Raw genomic sequence first — 17,167 nt, 5'->3', positions numbered from 1 at the left:
CAAATACAAAATGATTTCATAGTCCTGTTCATTAGTTCAGGACTTTTTTATATGCAACAAGCTCAAGACAATGTTTTAGTAGGAATCGCAGAACCTATCAATGGTCAGGGAGAAAACTTATTAATTGATCATTTCTTAGGATATGCAAGCCATGAATTAGAACCACAAGAAATTGATAAAGTTATTAAAGGGGAAGTGGTTGAAGGCATCACGGAATATGCTCAGGGCCATTACTATAAGATTTCAGCAAATCCTGAAAACCAAAATGCAAAAGATTTTGAAATCAGTATTCATTTTCAGGATGGCCCAATTCCAGGACATGGGGTGAATGGGGTTACTAGTGAAGCATTGTTAAAAGTACTTATTCACCGTACTAAAACCTTGGATGAAAAATTTCCGAGTGAGTTCAACAAACAAGCCATTATTTATATGGAAAGTGCGCTAGAAGAATTTAATAAACGTACAGCTGAGCGCCGTGCTCGTGGTGTTGAAGGCACACTTGTTAAGTAATGGGGTGATGTATGCGTTTAAGTATTTTTTGTCGAAAGCGTGGTTGCTCTCAATTAATTGACTTATCTCAAATGGATTGTTTGCAAGTCTCCCAAAGTGAACATAGAGGCGGCATGGTTAGTGAAAGCTTTTATGACGTTTTTATCTCACTTAAAAGTGGATACATCTTTGATGCAACCATTGAAGATAAACAGCATGACAAGCTATTGGAATTGATTGAGTTTGATCAAAAGATTTGATTTGGAACTGATTAAATTTCAACTGTAGAACAACTGAAACAATAGCCTCAATCACAGCATTGGGGCTTTTTTATGGCTAGCAAAAATAGAAAGACAAAAGTTCTATCTTACAACTTACATGACCGATGCCGTAAATATACCGGTGTTGATCGAAGTAATGTCGATGTTGATGCAATGGTCAACTTGATCAACAGTGACCATGTACAAGAAATGGTTGCTACTAATTCATTACAAGGATTTTACGGTCATCAAATTCGACAGCGCTATGGTATGGTGCCGCCTGAAACGGTGATCATAAAAGGTAAAGTTGTATATCTTTCACGGGCGTTTAAAACAATTGAATTACGTGCTTCAAAGGATGGAACAGTTGAGCACCGAGAAGAGTTTTATGATAACGAACCTGGTGAGATAGCATTACAAGATTATAAAGCCCAAGCGGGTGGTTTTAGCACTTCAGTCAATTACAAGAATGTCGGTGGCCGTTTAATACCAACAGGTTTTTTTGGTTTTGATTTCGTTGCGCAACCAAATTATGCAAGTAATGTTGGTGATGGTCAGTTATTTGATGGTTTATTTGTTCCTGAAGAGCCAGAAGGTATTGTTTCTTGCTTTGATAGCGCAACAGATATTTCACAGTTATCACAACCTGAAATTATTATTGCCCAATTACTTGAAGATCAAATCTTACAGACCTACGACAATATCAATAGCCAACTTCAACTTTTAAATGAGTTAGGAAATGCTCAAGGCTTAGTAGGTGAACTCTCAGAAAAAGTTGATAAACAGAAACGCCTGCAACAACTTAGAGAAGAACGCAAAAAAGAACTCTATACGGGTTTGGTAAATCCGGTGAAGAGCTTTGATTCAGTTCAACAACATGCTGAACAAATTCTGCAATCCATGGATCAGCCAAGTGTAAAAGAAAAAGCTAAAAAGCCGAAAAAGTCTTTTGGCAGTATCTTTAGTGTATGGGGGTAATAATGAATTACCCCAACGATTCGCTTAAATGCATCCAAAACGCTTGGTATAAGCAGCTTGTCAATTTTCGTGCTTGGTATATGCCTGAGACCCAATTAACGGCTGACTGGAAGTTGAGAGCCATTGGTAACGCTATAAAAGCATGTCCGTCACGGATGATGGACGATTCAGAAGCAATGCTTTCTGAATATAGAAAAAGCCAGAAGCATGAGGAAGAATCCAAAGTGATTTTACCTGTAATGCTTACTGCAACAGCGTTAACTGACCAACCCCCTGATGTAAATCAATTACTACCAGTGCCTGATTTTATTGAAACGGTCATTGATGAGAAACGGGTGAAGGTTCGTCTGGTGCCAACAACTGTACGTGCTCAAATCGCTTTCTTTGCCACCAATCCTAATGATCTGCGTTCAGTCATTGGGCAGTTTTGCGCATACATGTCTAGCAGCGATAACCGCCGTTTTAATGTGCCATTTCAGCAATGGAATGATCATGTTGTTAATTCAACATTCACTGTTTTTGAAAATGAACTTTTTCCATCACCAGTCCCAAGCGAAGCAATCAATCTTTCTATCTCAACTGTAGATATTCAGCTTGTGGGTTATACACCTAACGTTATCGGTTTCGGTGGTCCATTCGACAACAACACAGGTAATGGCTATGAACCTGACGGCTCAGCAACGGAACAGCCCGCAATCAACGACAAAGTTGTAGTGCAAGCTGATCAGTACACATCACTCGATCACCAGCGTGTGAAGGGTGATAGAGAAACAGGTGAAATTACAGTTGAGCGTATAGATGACTGACTTAATCGATAAGGCACAAGAAAGTGCTGATTATTTATTGCAGCAAGAAATTGCAAACCGATGCCGTTTTGAAGGCGAATCTGAAAAAGAATGTGTTGAATGTGGTGAAGAAATACCAGAGCGCCGCCGTGCTTTAGGTGGCGTGAAATTCTGCATTGAATGCCAAACCAAGTTAGAACGCAAACGGCGCTAAGGATAAATGTAATGTCTGGAATTATTCGTATAGACAGCCGTGTTGCTGGGTTTTCGGATCAACCAATTCGACTTATTGGAGCGGCATTTGCTGATACAGGTGAGCTTGTTATTCAAAAAACAGCTGTTTATTCAAATTTGCCCGTACCAAGCGATTTAAGAGATCAAACAGTTGTAGTAACTGACTCACCGGATCAAGTACAGAATTGGCAATTAAGTTTCAATGCTAAAGAGCACTTAGAAGAAGTGATTTCAATTTACCAAGCTCGTTTCAGAGCAAAGTTAATTGAAATTGAGCCGAAGCTAAACCAGTACAACCCTAAAAACGTACTTGAAATCCGTAAGGTCGATAAAAACGGCCTTCAGCAAGAATTTGATAGCAGCAGCTTAAACAATGGACACATTGCAATTCTATTAGCTGTTTGGGCTAGTACGAAAATTGCCAAAGGCTTTTCAATTACTGAAGGGAATCAGTTTGAAGAAGATGCTGTAGATCCAACAATGCTTCCTTTTTCAATCTTTTAAGTAATGGTGTTTTTACGGTATGGCTTTGGCACCATTAAAAGAAATTCCCGAATGGTGGGAACTTTGTGAGCGTTATCGATACGACATCTATGCTTTCGCCGTAGAAGCATTAGGTGTCGAACCCACATGGCAACAAGAATTACTTTTTGAATCTATTGCATTTGATGGTAGCCGTACTTCAGTAGCATCGGGGCATGGTTGCTTTGGTAAAGGGACTTTAATCAAATTAGCCAATGGGGAATTTATCCCAGTTGAGCGTATTAATCTAAATCATAAAATTCTTGCTGCAGATGGTAAGACAGAACTAGATGTAATTAAAACAGTAACCGGTTATCAGGAAATGTTCCGGTTTGAATATGAGAATGGTAAAGCTCATACATTCAATAAATCACATATTCTTTGCTTAATTTCTTTATACGATGGTAACGGGTGGTCAAAGGGCGACAAGATTGAATTGCTTGTTTCTCAATATATGAACCTTAAACCTGAAAGTAGGGAACAGTTTGCATCTTATAGGCTTATAGATGGGGAACATAAGCCTTTAAAAATTACATCGGTTACTGAGCTAGGTGAAGGTAAATATTACGGTTTTGTACTCGATCCAGATCCATTTTTCTTGGGTGAAGATGACTTAGTACTTCATAACACTGGTAAAACGGCCAGTGCCGGTATTGTTGCCTTATGGCATCTCTTGTTTTTTGATGAATCCATCATGATGTTTACTGCTCCGCAGATTGGGCAGTTAAAGAAACAAGTCTGGAAAGAAATCAGTATCAATCTAGCACGATTGAAGCAAGGGCCTTTGGCTTGGCTTGCTGATTATGTTGGGTACCAGTCTGAACTCGTATACATCAAAGGCTATAAAGAAAAATGGTATGTCTTTGCGAAGACAGCACCAAAACATCAACCTACAAACTTAGCTGGTAACCACGGCGATAACTACATGGTCTGGGTCGATGAGGCCAGTGGTGTAGATGATGCTGTACTTGATGTAGCTTTTGGTGCCTTAACGCATGAAGACAACCGTGCAGTAATGACCTCACAGCCTACCCGTAACGCGGGTATGTTCTATGAGACTCATCACAAGTTAAGTCATCGAGCTGGTGGTGTTTGGATTGCACTCACATTTAACGGGGAAGAGTCACCACTAGTTAGTGAACAATCCTTACAGGAACAACGGCAAAAATACGGCAGCAGGGAAGATGCTCAGTATAAGATTCGTGTACTAGGTGAATTCCCAGACTTATCAGATGAGTTCTTAATCACGAAGCGTCAAACCGAAGAAATGTATGTTGGCGCGAGTATTTTTGATGACCATCAATTCGGTTATGTCATTACTGTTGATGTTGGTGGTGGTGTTGGCCGTGACGATTCAGTAATTGTTGTTTCTAAAGTTTGGGGTGAAGCGCAATGGGGAGAGCGCGCACGCCGTGTAGAAGTTGTAGATATTCCATTATGCAAAAACAGAGATGATATCTTAGAACTATTTGCAAAGATTAATGAGCTACTTTTACAGTACCCAAATGCTAACTTGGTTGTAGATGATAACGGGGCGGGTAAAGGTTTAGGCCAATACCTTAAAAAGCAAGGTATTTTCTACGTTCCTGTTTATTGGGGCTCACAATGTTTTAGTAATGACAATAGAAAAGAGTTTACAAATAAACGGTCATTAGCTTATGTGGGCTTAGCTCGAGCAATCGCAAGTGGCCGTTTTAAAATAAAAACGAAGAAACACAATGTGAAAATTAAAGATCAATTAATCCACGTTCCATACCGTTTTGATGACTTTGCTCGTTATAAAATCTTGAGTAAAGATGAAATGAAACGGATGGGAATTAAATCACCGGATATCGGTGATGCTTTTGCTTTCTTATTCTTGGAAAACGTTCACTACACTGAAGCTTACGAAACTGTAAATGTCACTGACGATACACCGGAAGGGCGTGAACAAGCTGAACGTAAGTCAAGATTCAGTGCTTTAAGAGAAGCAGCTGAAAAAGAAAATGATTAGTTATATGGAACTGCCCACTTAAATACATATTCTTCATAACTACCATAGATCAATAAATCATATGGGTGGGTTATGGCTATTAACTTCTTTTTAACTAACGCAGGTCGGAATGCATTAAATAAAGTGGGTGATGTTGCTAGCTTTGGTGGGGAACTTACCCATCTTGCTGTTGGTACCGGCAAATTTGATGCATCAGTAGAAGCGAAAAACCTAACTTCTCTTAAAAATGAATTAGCTAGATTTTCTCTTAACGGCGGTGGTGTAGATACAGAAACGGGTACTTTGCGTTTTGTAATGAGTATTGAGCCCACTTTAACAATGGAAGTGTTTGAGATGGGTATTTACCTATCAGATGGCACTTTACTTGCGGTGGCCTCGACTACAGCTGCTCAATCAATCATGTCTTTACATGCAAACGTAGTAGCCATTGTTACATTTGGATTTGTTTTAACTGACGTTAATTTAAAAAACGTAACTATCAAGATTGATCCAAACACACCAATTGCTGTGATGTTGATGAATCAGCATAGTGCAGATGAAGACCCACACCCACAATACGGCGCGTTAATTCGTAAGCTCATGACTGAACATAATCAGCATGAGGATCCGCACCCCCAATATGCATTTGAAAAAGATGTAAAAGCCAAAGACGATGATTTACAACAACAGATTGATGATCTAGATCTTAGTTCCAAAAATTTGTTACAGCAGTTAATCGATTTCAAGAAAAACTTAGATGCTCAATATCCAAAATTAATTGGAGCAGGTGTAAATATTGGTAGCTCAGCCACAGTTGAACTAGGTGGCAAAGTTACTGATTTACGTGATTCAAAGTATGCAATCTATTTAACACCAGAAAGCCCACATGAAGCATGGAAGCTTACCCGTGCTGAAAAGGGTTTTTCATATGAAGTTTGGGACCGCTCAGGTCAAAACCGGATAGGGTATTCAGGTACTGTGAATTGGTCCGTTGTTCAGGTAGCTGCAGAAACACTAAACGATGGAAACGGCGATTACACAGTCCCAGGTGTTTATATCATTCCAATTCAACCGAAAGAACAAAAAGAATTCATTTTGGTTGGTGCTGGTGGTGCTGGTGGTGGCAGTGTCTGGGAGTTAGGAGCATTGGCACATGGGACCAGTGGAACAGATACACGCTTACGTTTAAATGAACTTGATTTGGCGGTTGTTGGCGGCGGTAAAGGCGGTACCAGTGGTCAGTGGTCGAATGGTAGTGCTTTCTCAAATGGTGCTGGTGGTTTAGCAGGTGTAATCACTGTGACATCAAACATAACCGAAATTTCACGCAAGCTTGGTAACGCTGGTACAGCTGCAAACCAAACAAACCACAAAGGCGGCGCATCAGTAAGTCCAGTATCAAACTGGGGTGCTGGTGGTGATGGTGCTAATGGTGTAGGTGATGATGGCTGGGCACTTGGTGGTGGTGGTGCAAGTGGTGGTTTACTCATTTGCCGATATGTGAATTCAACCGAAAAAACTCAGTATATGACTTTAGTTGTTGGTGAACCTGGTGTTGCAACCGAAAGTAATGGTAACACTGGTAAAGCAGGTACTGGTGGCTTTGCTCGTGTAAGTACTGTTAAAGCTTAAATAGGTAAAACAGTATGAGAAATGATTATCGAAATGCTATTAGAGACTTAATTCACCGGAATCTTCAACAAAATAATATTCAGAATCTGATTGTTTGGGAAATCAAAGACGATGAATCTCAAGATCCATCACTGTTGAGTTTGAAATTATATGGTTCAAGAAACCATATTGATGCAGTACTTGTGGCGTGTGGTGTGAACGGCGTTTGGGAAAAGTTACCTCTTAATAAGGTGGCTTTTCCAAGGCTTGTTGATCTTTTAAGACTTCAAAAAGAATACTTGCAGGATAATTAAAATGTCAGCATTCAAGCCAGATGATTTACGCCGTGCCCAGCTGCAATTAAACCAGTCTTTGCAAAATGGTGGAGTTCGTAGAGATCAACAGAGCCGCCAGCGTGCAGATAGAGAACAGCGGGCATTTGCAGAAAAAGAAATTGAATATGATGATTGGGGACGAAAGATCCCTAAACCTATGTTCTTGCGACCACAAGATATTGCCCAAGGGGAAAAATATGATGTCGAAAGGGTACTTTTTACAACATTAGGTCAGCGAAATGGAGAAGTACCACGGCGTATTACCCGTGATGATATCTTGGCATTTCAGGAAAACATTCAACTATTAAAAGATCAGTATAGTAAGGGTATTACCCCTCAAAACATCATTAATTTAAGCCGACAAGACGATATTGACCGGGCAAATGAGCAAATCTATTTGGCGGTTCCAGTAAGCAGAAAAGCTGGATTAGTGCACTTACTTACGAATGCCGGTCCAAATAGTAAAGTCTTAAATCATCACGTTGAGATTGAGTTTTCAAACTTTAAATCTGTCGTATTTGATATCGACAAGCAGGCATTAACCACTGTTAAAAACCGCTTAGCTAAAGGCAAAATCAAATTTCAGTGTGACTGCGAACGTCATACGTTCTGGTACCGCTATATGGCAACTATTGGCGGCTACAATTTGGGTCGTGATGAGGGCGGCTTTCCGAAAATACGTAACCCGCATTTATCCGGTGTGGCTTGTAAGCATGTATTGCGGGTTGTTAAGTGGATTAGTTCACCAGCAGGGATTGCCTACCTTAAAAAGGAAGTAGAGAAAGACCGTAAGAAACAAGTAGGTGCACGGTATAAGCAAACAGATAAGCAAATACAGAATTCAATTAACGAGCAAGTAATGGATTTGATGAATGGTTCTGTTAAGCCAATCAAAGCCAATATCCAAAAAGCAGAAAAAGAAATGATGCGTAGAGCTGATAAAGTTGCCAAAAAGCTCTTAGAACGCGAATTAAAAACCCTCAAACGTTTTGAAGTGGAAACTGTTAGAGCAAGTCAAATTGAAAGAATTCAAGCCTTACATAAATCAGGCGCAATCGACAATGACATGTTAAATGTCTTTATGAAGGGTTTAAGTCGAAATGCTAAATAGATCAGTAAATCAAGTTGCAAATGGACGCCGTTTAGCAGCTAGACGTGTTGTGATGAATGCTCTAGCAAGTATTCCCGCGCAAATTTGGCGAAAAGAAGTAGTTTTCAATAATCCGGCTGAAGATTCAAAACCTTTAGATCCTCTTTCTTTTGAAGCGAACACTTTATCGATTCAAGACGAACCCAACTACAAGTATGAATATAAGGGCGCTGCTTATGTTCATTTCGATAAATTTAATGGTGGTTATATTCAAAAGAACTTCTCAATGAATAACCCATCTGACTTGGTGCTAACCGCTCAAGTAGAGACATTCAATGAAGAATTGGATGATGTTTTGGAAAGGATAATCAACATCCCTGACTTGATTCTTAAAGAAGGTGATCTTTTAGGTTTAATGATTTATGAAAACCTAATGTTGTGGTTTGAGATTGTAAATATTACTGGTTTTAGCCTCATGGCAGATTTTGGCAGTAAGTATGTTTTAAACCGTAGAGATGATTTGTTTATTTCACCTATAGGTGATGGAGAAACTAAATGAGCTATTTAATTTTCAATGAAAAAGGTAAAAAGACAGGCGACATTGAAATGGCTGAACAATGTACTTCTGCAATATTCAATTACCAGGTAATCGGGAACGGGGCAGAAGTAGAGTTTTTCGGAAGCAATATTCCATATGCAGATCCGCAAAACGATTCTCACTGGGTGTCTATTCTTACATTAACAGCTGCTGCGCCCGATACTGAACCGTTTAGACAGCATTGCTGGGATAAGCTCCGTTATAAAGTGAAAGCAGGTGATAATGTGGAGATTTATGTTTCAAGTGGTGTAAGCGGATAGCTATATAAATAAAGGGCTGAGATGGTCCTTTAGCTACATTTTCTTTGTCCTCAATTTTGGGGACTTTTTTATGTTTGGAACCGACCAGTTTTAGTAAAAATACGCCATGTCAGACTTTCTGCATCTTACATAGAAAGCCAAAGGCTGGTTTAAAATGACTGTGTTAACAGAAGAAATTCGTAAAAAGTATGATGCTCAACAACTAGCTACTGTTCAGTGCCGAAATTACTATTTCAAAAGTCCTGAAGAGCTTGAAAATGGGTTTGACAGTGCTCAAACAGCGGCAGATGAGTACCCAGAAGTATTAAAAGCAATTTTTGATTCAATTGGTATCGAATATGCGCCAGAAGTTGATAAAGCTGTGATGTTTGGGGTATCACAATATCAATCACGTCATGGAGGTGAATTACCACATCCTTCAATCATTGCAGCTGCATTAACTGCTGGTTTAAGTGGTGCGAAACAAGCAGCTGCTTTGCCTGCCGAGACCCTTAGCTATTACGATAGTATTAATGAATCTGGTTTTGATGATGTAAATCACCAGCATCATGAATCTGTAAGCATCGTTCCAGCAATTACAGTTGCTACTATCGCCAACGTTATCGCTTATGCAACACCTATCGTTGCTATGATTCCCAACTCAAATGGCTCAAATGAAGTACCGATTGTATCTATTCGCTTTATCACCAACCGTGATTTTGGTGCAATGAAGAAATCAGAATACTTAGATGGTGCAAATGCTTCTAAGCCTTATGTTGAAGGACGATTCCGTTTTGCATTGTCTAATGGTGGCGCAGGTGCAACTTATACTGTGACTGCACGAACTGGTTATGAAGACTTCAAGGCTAAAACACCTGACGCCAAAGCGAGTTTATTGCCATTTATTGCGGGTAATGTATCTATTAAGATCAATGGTAAAGAAGTTGCGCATACTCGAAATCGCAGTAAATCAAAATTTTCAGGCAAGATTTCTGCTATTGCTGAGAAAGACGTAGTAGTAAACGGCGTTGAATATCGTGTAGTTGGTAGCGAAATTGACATTTCAGCTAGCAAAATTAGCGTGACATTAAATGAAGCATTACCAGCTGGTGCGAAAATTGAAGTTCATCTTGTGGCGGATTTTGATGCGCGTGATGGTAATGATAACTATCTATTAACCCCAGTTGGTGTTGATTTCGAACCTGAATATGAAACATTGATTGCGTCACCTATCATGGCACGGGTAACAGCTTCAACACTATTACAATCTCAGTTAACTAACGAACTTAAGCTTGGTTTTCTGGGTCAGGCTTTAGCAATTGTTCAAGGTAAAATCTTCTTAGAACAAACTGTACGTTTATTAGGTGAAGCAAAAGATTTAGCTGAATACTCCGCTCGTGAAGTTACTTTTGATGCTTCTCGTGGTGTGACTGGAAAATTAGCAGCTGCATTTAATACTTCAGGTGACTTGTTTGCGGAAGTAAATAAATTTATTGCAGCTGCCAAATTGGATATTAACCAACGTACTGGTGGCTCTACCGTAGCATTTGACTTATATGTTGGCGATACTGGGTCAGTATTCTTTAATCAACTGTCAAGCGACAAGATGCCAGTTAAAACCGGATACACTGCTGGTTATGGTCAAATTGTCCGTATTGGTACTCTTGCAGATGGTACAAACGTTTACCACGCACCGACAGCACAAGAGCTTGTAGCTGAAGCAGATACAGCGTTTGATATGCTTTTAGTTGGTCGTGGTAATGAGCCAATTCGTGCGCCGTTCGTTGGCTTTATTCAAACGCCTCTTTCAGTTATTGAAACTCGACCAGATGCGCGTGAATCAGTACTTACTTTAATCGGTGCTCAAGCAGCCGAAATGAACCCGTTAGAACGTTATGCTGATCAAAGCTATGTCATCCACTGTATCAATATGCCATCTCTCAAAAATTCGTAAGTAAAACAGATAAGGGCGCATTTCGATGCGCCTTTTTACCCTATTTATTGAAAGGAAAATCTCATGGCTGCTGCAACACAAAACACTGACGAAACTTTAGCTTCAACTGACGAACAAGCGACTACTAAACAAAAAAACACACGTAATAAAACCAATAAAACTACAGAAACACAGAATACCCAAGCTGGTGATGAAAAAGCTTCAGACCAAGGTGATTTGTTAAATAGCCAAGGTCCTGAAGACGGCGCATCTCAAGATGAAGGTAATAAACCTACTGATTTGAAAAATGGCGATTCAGATAATGAAGAGTCCAATACTCAAGAAAATGGAAATCCAACTGAAACATCGAATGATTCTGTCAAACCTTCAAATGATCTAGATTCAAATGGTGGTAAGTCTGGTGATGATGTGGGGACGGAATCGGATCATGTCCTTAAAGAAACTGATACTTCTAAAGTTAATACTCCCATTACGGATTTGTTAACAGTATCAGGTGGGAGTAGCGTGGATCCGCTAGTTATTAAAGTTACTAATAACGGATTTTCAACAGTTTTAGAACCGTTATCACGTGTTGCTATTGAGGCAGGTAAAACAGCAAGTATTACGTGTCATAACCAAACATTTAAACATCAAGTACTGGAAAACTTACGTCAGTTGAAGGGGCTTGGTAAGAATCTAACTGTTGAGTAACAAGATGACTATTTTCATTATTGATGGCACGAACCCAATTATGGATGCTGTTGGTGATCATCCTACTGAACGAAGTATTACACTTCAAAATAACGGTTTAAGTGACATTACCGAACCATTTACGCAAGTTTTGGTACAAGCTGGTCAAAAGGTCACATTCACTTTGATCGGTGACGAAGCTCATAAACAATTGCTAGATAACCTAGATCAAATTAATGGCTTGAAAGGTAATGTACTTCAAATTGTACCTACTGAGGCAGAAGAGCCTACAGAACCTGCTAGCGGATTATAAAATTTAGGAAATGAAAAACCACTTTCGAGTGGTTTTTTTTACATTGGAACTAGCCAGAAAATCAAAAAAGCCAACGGCTCAAAATACTTAAAACAAATAGCCTTGGGCGTGTAATGTAATGAATATACTTGCTCTATCAAGTACAGGTGAGCTATCCCTTGTAGCAGGGGCCAGCCCATCACTAAAACTGGAATTTGATACTCACAGTTATCTTGCAAATACAGAAATCAATGTGGCCTTTTTTGCGAAAGTAACTAGCCCACGCGGTCCTGCAGATATTTCTATGCGTTTGGAAATCCGTGATGCGGTAACAGGTGATCAAATTGTTACTGTTCAGGGATTAGTAGATGGAGACATTGAAAATTCTGCTTCTATTGTCGCTGTAGCTGATGCGAAAGAATATTTTGAGCGTTTTGATTTATCGTTAGGTATTGATGCGTTACAAGCAATACTCAAATCAAATGCTTATAACGAATCAAATAGCTTAGGTCGTGCTTCAAAAACATTGGCATTGGAAGATGAATCGTTACCATCATTTAATCCAGATGAACTATATAAGATTCTGACGAGTCAATTAAGTACACCAGCATATCTGACTTTACCAAATCCTCATGATTTACCAATTTATGTTGCGGCACAACGTGCAGCTACAAAGTTACGTATTCCTTTGGATGCTGAAATCAACCCAACTTTTACAGCTGAGCAAGCAGCTCAATTTGCGACAAGTGTAGATGCACAATCACAGTTTGTTCAATTCATTTGGAGTCCGAACCTATGCCGTCCATCTGGTGCTGTCACACTAAGAGGGCGTAAGGTCCCAGCTTATTATTTGGGCCATTACATCGGCGATAAATTATTACGTAACGCAAAGTTAAATAAACAAGGCTTTGCGCCGTTAAAAAATGCAGTAGCTTGGAAAGATTATCCATTTACAGCAAAAAACTTAAGCCAGATGCCGAATATTGATCTTGAAGATGAACAGACTCAAGAAATGTTGGCAAAGGCTAAAGTAAATGTAGTTCGCCCAGTTAAGTTTGAAACTACATTATTCGTTTTAAGTGATGTATTAACCCAGTATCAAAGTAAAAATAGTGCATTGCGTTTAGTTCCTGCAGCTGAGATTGCGGCACGAGTTACGAATAAATGTATCGAAATCCTTAGAACTTACATGTTCCAAGCTACACCGGACTATATCAAAAAAGCTGGTGATGAAATTCAAGAGTTTTTAGAGGGTGCTTCTAGTGAAACAACCGGTTGGTTACAACCGGCTGAAGATCTAGGTGGTAAACCTTTTGAGTTCAGTTTAATACCTGACAAAGACTATCCATATGAGCGTGTACGACTCTATTTAGCCCATGGAGTTGTTGGTACAACTCGTGCCGCAATTTTTGATGACGACGTTTTAGTTAAATAATTTTAAGGATCTATCAAGATGAATCCATTTGGCCCAACTACAGAAAAACCTTTAGCTTTACGTGCTTTTGATTCAGCAGCGGAGAATATTTCTACCGTTGTAAGTAAGGTTTCAAGTACTGATCGAGAACAGCAATCTGTGATTGAACAAGTACGACAAATTGCTCTGAACATTCTATCTGATACGGTAGATACAATCAGTGAAGGTAAGCTTGAAGAAGGTGAACTGGGCGTTGATCATTTAGACGCATTAATTGTCGATGCATTAGATGGTGCAGATGATGAAGACGGTATCTATGAAAACGCTTTGATGGCGTCTCTTTCCGATGCTTTCTTAACATTTGGCGTTGACGCTACTGATATTGAAGAGATCTTTAGTGATGATACAGAAGTTGCTGATGCGGCGTTAGAAGCAGCAGCCAATACAGTTCTTGCTAATATGCCAGACGAAGGCCCTGAACTTGAAGAACTGGTTCGTGAGTTTATTTTCGGTGAAGCAGATGAAACTGAAGAAGGTTTCGATTCAATGGCTAAAAAAATTAAAGCTCGAAATGGAGCATTTAGCCAACGGAAAGTAAATGGGCGAAAAATTCACTACCGTGGTGTGCTGGCTATTCGTCAAGGTGTCAAAACCGTTGTGAATAAACGATTACCTGGTCAAAAGGTCCGTTTAACTGCAGCACAAAAAGCTGGTATGAAAAAAGCTCGACTTCATGCTTTTACTGCAAATGCAATCAACAAGCGTTTACGTTCATTCAAAAAAGGTAAACGCTTAGGTATTTACTAATTACTCATAGGTAAGGTCATTTTTGGCTTTACCTATAATCCATTTAATTAAGGAAATACTCATGAATACAACTCAAATCATAGGTGAAGCGCCTGGTATTCAATATCAGAAAAAAACTGATAAAACAGAAATAAAGACCAATCAATCATTAACTGACACAATTATTATTGGTCGTTTTATGCGTGGGCGTTTTGATGCACCGATGACAATACATAAGGGTAATATCCGTGGTGAACTTGGTTATGAACCAAATAATCCTGATTATCGTTGTGTCCAAGATGCGCTAGATCGGGGTGTACCTTCATTACAGGTTCTGCGAGTACCACCAAATATTGGATAAGTTCTAAAAAGAAAGCCAGCTGTATAGCTGGCTTTAATATAAGGGGAGTTCCAGTAGGAACGTCTTAATTTAATGATATGCCCTTTCAGTTCACAGGTTCAAAAGGAAAGCGTTTTAATACTTTGCCAAGCTCAAGTACTTCATCCTTATGAAGAAACTCCCATAGCCCATTAAACTTTTCGCGTAGTTGCACGACATTAATGGGCGTGTGGTGTAGAGAATATTGCTGTACTGAAAGAGCGCCGTTTTCCTGAATCGAAATCCAGAAGTTTTTCGGACCTTTGGGAGATTGATACTTTAGCTTCTCACCTACATGCTGTGCTATTTCATAAGCTAGCGGATTTTCTAATGCTGGATACCGTGCAGCGAGATTATCTACAAATTTTTCTAAACGTTTAAGTGTATCTGTTTCGGTTGGGCCTAGCTCATGAAGTGGTATTGTCTCAAGATACTGCTTCGCATCATCAAAATGGATTGAAAGCAATTGGCTATATTTAGCAATTCCAAAGTGGCGATTATGACGTATCCACATAGAGGCTCTTAAACTTCGATCTTTTCCTGCACGACGATCGACGATTGCATGTAAAGCATGCTGTTGTTCAGGTGAGATAGCTTTTCTATGATTGATTACTTGGCCTTTTGTCCAGTAATTCCATAAGACATCATCACATTCGTTTTGGTACATGATGACAGTGTCACGAAGTTCAGGTTTTACTTTGTTAGGACTGATGGTGGTGAGCCAAGCAAGAAGTTTTCTTAGTGGTAGACAAACCATTTCCTGTAAGTCGCCAAGAGTAGGTATAACGATTTTCGTTATACCCCATCGTTGAGGATTGGCATTCAGTTTTGCTAATTGAGACTGCCAAGCTAACCCCATACCCTCAACAATAGGCTTCATGGGTGTATATGGCTGACCATCATGTTCCACCAAGTACAACTCAGCATTGTGGAAAGGTACGGTGATTTGAGTTAAAGTAGTCATGTCTAATTTCCTCTTAGAGATTGGATATAACCCCTTGTTTACTTTGATCGGTACAAGGGGTTCTTTTTATCAAGACCATATCCTGTCCTGATGAGTTAAATATAACAACTATTAAATATAATAGCAATTACGAGTATTAATAAAATTATATTTAATAGCAATTGTTCTTGTGATACACTGAACTAAATATTTTTTGGTATATCGTGATGGTTGAAAAAAACAATGTCGCAACTTTGCGAGAGCAAGCTGGTATGACAGTTTATCAATTAGCTAAACAATGCGGATTTATATCAAATAATCATGTGCTTAATAGGTATATAAAAGATGCAGAAGCAGGAAAACACATCAGTGTTTATCGTGCCTTACTCATTTACACCGAACTAAAAAAAGCTGGTGTATGCGAGAAGTTTGAAGATGTCTTTTGGCTTGAATGTGATGATAAAGATATCGAAAACTAAAATATTTTTCTTGTGGAGTTGGAACTAACTAACTTCTAAGCTTTCCTCATTGTAAATAATGGCTTTATTCAATGAATAGGGTCATTATTATGTCCAAAGCTTTAGCTTATGCACCGGCAGTAAATACAGCTAGAACAAAGTTGCCCAGTACTGAATCAGATCCTTTCTATTTTAGGCACATTACAAGAAAATCAGTTATTATGAAAATCATAACAACTTGATTAACTATTTGTTTTAACTTAACAAACTGAGAAGCCCAATCTAAGCCAATGCCATCAACGATATGCTTCATGGGTGTGTATCGGGGTGTACCTTCAGTACAGGTTCTGCGAGTACCACCAAATATTGGATAAAAAGCTGATTTAAAAAGCTACCTTTTAGGGTGGCTTTTTTATTAAGACCTATTAAGTGGTTGTTAAACAGGTCTTGAAACAGATCTTCAAATTGTTTATATTGAGTTAACCCTGTAGCAAACTTAACTTTCTGAGGACGGTTCTAATCAATTGGCTACAAATTGATGTAGGACACATCAAATGAGAAACGTCATGAACCACATAATCCATAGTCGATTTGTGGCTAGTGTTTCTGAATTAAAAAAGAATCCTACAGCAGTTGTACAAAATGCTTTTGGCGAAGCAGTAGCTATTCTGAATAGAAATAATCCAGAATTCTACTGTGTTCCGGCAGCAATGTATGAACGCATGATGGATCTAATTGAAGATCAGGAACTAATTAAACTAGCCGAGCAAGTTGATACTGACGAAACTGTGAAGGTATCTATTAATGAGTTACGAGCTAGAGTTCTCAAAAACAGCTCTTAAAAAGTTTGACAAACTTAACCCACAAATCGCTGAGCAGTTTATTCGTAAGCTGGAAGCAATCCTAGATAACCCTAAGATACCGAAGAATAAGCTGAGAGGATCAGTTGATCTATATAAGATTAAACTGAAATCAGCAGGATACCGCCTTTTATATCAAGTCAAGGATGATGTAGTCGTAGTTCTTGTTCTTGATGTAGATAGGCGAGATGTTATCTATAAACAGATGTGATATAGCCCGCTTTTGCGGGTTTTTTATTAATATAAAGTCAGTTTTCTAAAATGGAACTGATTAAAAACCAATAGCAAAAACATCCTTA

At 39.1% G+C, this 17,167-nt stretch carries 23 protein-coding genes; 21 read left to right on the top strand and 2 right to left on the bottom strand.

All coding sequences use genetic code 11. The annotated features are described in order from the left end of the window. The first annotated feature begins 51 nt into the window (after positions 1–51). The 18 genes from HMPREF0014_RS13625 to HMPREF0014_RS13540 all read left to right on the top strand — a co-directional run bounded on the left by HMPREF0014_RS13625 (position 52) and on the right by HMPREF0014_RS13540 (position 14,589). On the top strand, positions 52–510 hold the full coding sequence (locus HMPREF0014_RS13625; RefSeq protein WP_006581295.1) for a hypothetical protein: 459 nt from the start codon (positions 52–54) through the stop codon (positions 508–510). Between the two features lie 11 nt (positions 511–521). After that, positions 522–749, top strand: a complete 228-nt coding sequence (locus tag HMPREF0014_RS13620; RefSeq protein ID WP_001239775.1) for a hypothetical protein — start codon at positions 522–524, stop codon at positions 747–749. A 72-nt stretch (positions 750–821) separates the two neighbouring features. After that, on the top strand, positions 822–1,727 hold the full coding sequence (locus HMPREF0014_RS13615; RefSeq protein WP_006581294.1) for a hypothetical protein: 906 nt from the start codon (positions 822–824) through the stop codon (positions 1,725–1,727). A gap of 2 nt (positions 1,728–1,729) precedes the next feature. Continuing rightward, positions 1,730–2,533: a hypothetical protein gene (locus HMPREF0014_RS13610; protein ID WP_001108875.1), complete on the top strand. Its 804-nt coding sequence runs from the start codon at positions 1,730–1,732 to the stop codon at positions 2,531–2,533. Beyond that, positions 2,526–2,726: a TraR/DksA C4-type zinc finger protein gene (locus HMPREF0014_RS13605; protein ID WP_000130711.1), complete on the top strand. Its 201-nt coding sequence runs from the start codon at positions 2,526–2,528 to the stop codon at positions 2,724–2,726. The genes HMPREF0014_RS13610 and HMPREF0014_RS13605 overlap by 8 nt, the downstream gene beginning before the upstream one ends. An 11-nt stretch (positions 2,727–2,737) precedes the next feature. After that, on the top strand, positions 2,738–3,250 hold the full coding sequence (locus tag HMPREF0014_RS13600; protein ID WP_000014220.1) for a hypothetical protein: 513 nt from the start codon (positions 2,738–2,740) through the stop codon (positions 3,248–3,250). Positions 3,251–3,269: 19 nt separating this feature from the next. Next, positions 3,270–5,261, top strand: a complete 1,992-nt coding sequence (locus tag HMPREF0014_RS13595) for a terminase (protein ID WP_001162225.1) — start codon at positions 3,270–3,272, stop codon at positions 5,259–5,261. Between the two features lie 72 nt (positions 5,262–5,333). Then, positions 5,334–6,872 carry a phage tail protein gene (locus tag HMPREF0014_RS13590; RefSeq protein ID WP_006581292.1) on the top strand — a complete coding sequence of 513 codons (1,539 nt, stop codon included), beginning with the start codon at positions 5,334–5,336 and terminating at the stop codon, positions 6,870–6,872. A gap of 14 nt (positions 6,873–6,886) precedes the next feature. Next, complete coding sequence (locus HMPREF0014_RS13585) at positions 6,887–7,165, top strand: hypothetical protein (RefSeq protein WP_001243271.1); 279 nt, start codon at positions 6,887–6,889, stop codon at positions 7,163–7,165. Between the two features lies 1 nt (position 7,166). Continuing rightward, a complete protein-coding gene (locus tag HMPREF0014_RS13580) occupies positions 7,167–8,297 on the top strand; it encodes a hypothetical protein (RefSeq protein WP_001272164.1) in 1,131 nt (376 codons plus the stop codon). After that, on the top strand, positions 8,287–8,835 hold the full coding sequence (locus HMPREF0014_RS13575) for a hypothetical protein (protein ID WP_000934752.1): 549 nt from the start codon (positions 8,287–8,289) through the stop codon (positions 8,833–8,835). The genes HMPREF0014_RS13580 and HMPREF0014_RS13575 overlap by 11 nt, the downstream gene beginning before the upstream one ends. Next, complete coding sequence (locus HMPREF0014_RS13570) at positions 8,832–9,134, top strand: hypothetical protein (RefSeq protein ID WP_000120883.1); 303 nt, start codon at positions 8,832–8,834, stop codon at positions 9,132–9,134. Before HMPREF0014_RS13575 ends, HMPREF0014_RS13570 begins: the two co-directional genes overlap by 4 nt. A gap of 154 nt (positions 9,135–9,288) precedes the next feature. Continuing rightward, the gene (locus HMPREF0014_RS13565) at positions 9,289–11,067 is read left to right on the top strand and encodes a hypothetical protein (protein WP_000217477.1); all 1,779 of its coding nucleotides are present in this window, start codon (positions 9,289–9,291) and stop codon (positions 11,065–11,067) included. A gap of 63 nt (positions 11,068–11,130) precedes the next feature. After that, a complete protein-coding gene (locus tag HMPREF0014_RS13560; protein ID WP_000718480.1) occupies positions 11,131–11,757 on the top strand; it encodes a hypothetical protein in 627 nt (208 codons plus the stop codon). A 4-nt stretch (positions 11,758–11,761) separates the two neighbouring features. Then, positions 11,762–12,049, top strand: coding sequence for a hypothetical protein (locus HMPREF0014_RS13555; RefSeq protein ID WP_000151778.1), 288 nt, complete (start codon positions 11,762–11,764; stop codon positions 12,047–12,049). Positions 12,050–12,167: 118 nt separating this feature from the next. Further along, positions 12,168–13,463 (top strand): hypothetical protein, encoded by a 1,296-nt coding sequence (locus tag HMPREF0014_RS13550; RefSeq protein ID WP_001022848.1) that lies wholly within the window; start codon positions 12,168–12,170, stop codon positions 13,461–13,463. An 18-nt stretch (positions 13,464–13,481) separates the two neighbouring features. Further along, a complete protein-coding gene (locus tag HMPREF0014_RS13545; RefSeq protein ID WP_001067773.1) occupies positions 13,482–14,249 on the top strand; it encodes a hypothetical protein in 768 nt (255 codons plus the stop codon). Between the two features lie 61 nt (positions 14,250–14,310). Beyond that, complete coding sequence (locus tag HMPREF0014_RS13540) at positions 14,311–14,589, top strand: hypothetical protein (RefSeq protein ID WP_001098596.1); 279 nt, start codon at positions 14,311–14,313, stop codon at positions 14,587–14,589. Between the two features lie 85 nt (positions 14,590–14,674). Here the strand turns inward: HMPREF0014_RS13540 and HMPREF0014_RS13535 are convergent, their stop codons facing one another. Then, positions 14,675–15,571, bottom strand: coding sequence for a phage antirepressor N-terminal domain-containing protein (locus HMPREF0014_RS13535; protein WP_000210194.1), 897 nt, complete (start codon positions 15,569–15,571; stop codon positions 14,675–14,677). A gap of 206 nt (positions 15,572–15,777) precedes the next feature. On the opposite strand from HMPREF0014_RS13535, the gene HMPREF0014_RS13530 reads away from it, so the two are divergent. Beyond that, positions 15,778–16,029 carry a hypothetical protein gene (locus tag HMPREF0014_RS13530; protein WP_000229653.1) on the top strand — a complete coding sequence of 84 codons (252 nt, stop codon included), beginning with the start codon at positions 15,778–15,780 and terminating at the stop codon, positions 16,027–16,029. Positions 16,030–16,195: 166 nt separating this feature from the next. On the opposite strand, the gene HMPREF0014_RS26255 is transcribed toward HMPREF0014_RS13530, so the two are convergent. After that, a complete protein-coding gene (locus tag HMPREF0014_RS26255) occupies positions 16,196–16,375 on the bottom strand; it encodes a phage antirepressor N-terminal domain-containing protein (RefSeq protein WP_254977142.1) in 180 nt (59 codons plus the stop codon). Positions 16,376–16,574: 199 nt separating this feature from the next. Between HMPREF0014_RS26255 and HMPREF0014_RS13525 the strand changes: the two genes are divergently transcribed. Further along, positions 16,575–16,850 carry a type II toxin-antitoxin system Phd/YefM family antitoxin gene (locus HMPREF0014_RS13525; protein WP_001015563.1) on the top strand — a complete coding sequence of 92 codons (276 nt, stop codon included), beginning with the start codon at positions 16,575–16,577 and terminating at the stop codon, positions 16,848–16,850. Further along, complete coding sequence (locus HMPREF0014_RS13520) at positions 16,813–17,079, top strand: type II toxin-antitoxin system RelE/ParE family toxin (RefSeq protein WP_000119670.1); 267 nt, start codon at positions 16,813–16,815, stop codon at positions 17,077–17,079. The genes HMPREF0014_RS13525 and HMPREF0014_RS13520 overlap by 38 nt, the downstream gene beginning before the upstream one ends. Positions 17,080–17,167 lie beyond the last annotated feature (88 nt).

Origin of the sequence: Acinetobacter sp. RUH 2624, from assembly GCF_000162375.2 — a bacterium.
In the GTDB taxonomy this organism is placed as follows: Bacteria; Pseudomonadota; Gammaproteobacteria; order Pseudomonadales; family Moraxellaceae; genus Acinetobacter; species Acinetobacter nosocomialis.
Note: the sequence above shows the minus strand (reverse complement) of the source record. Positions and strands in the feature narration are given on the sequence as shown.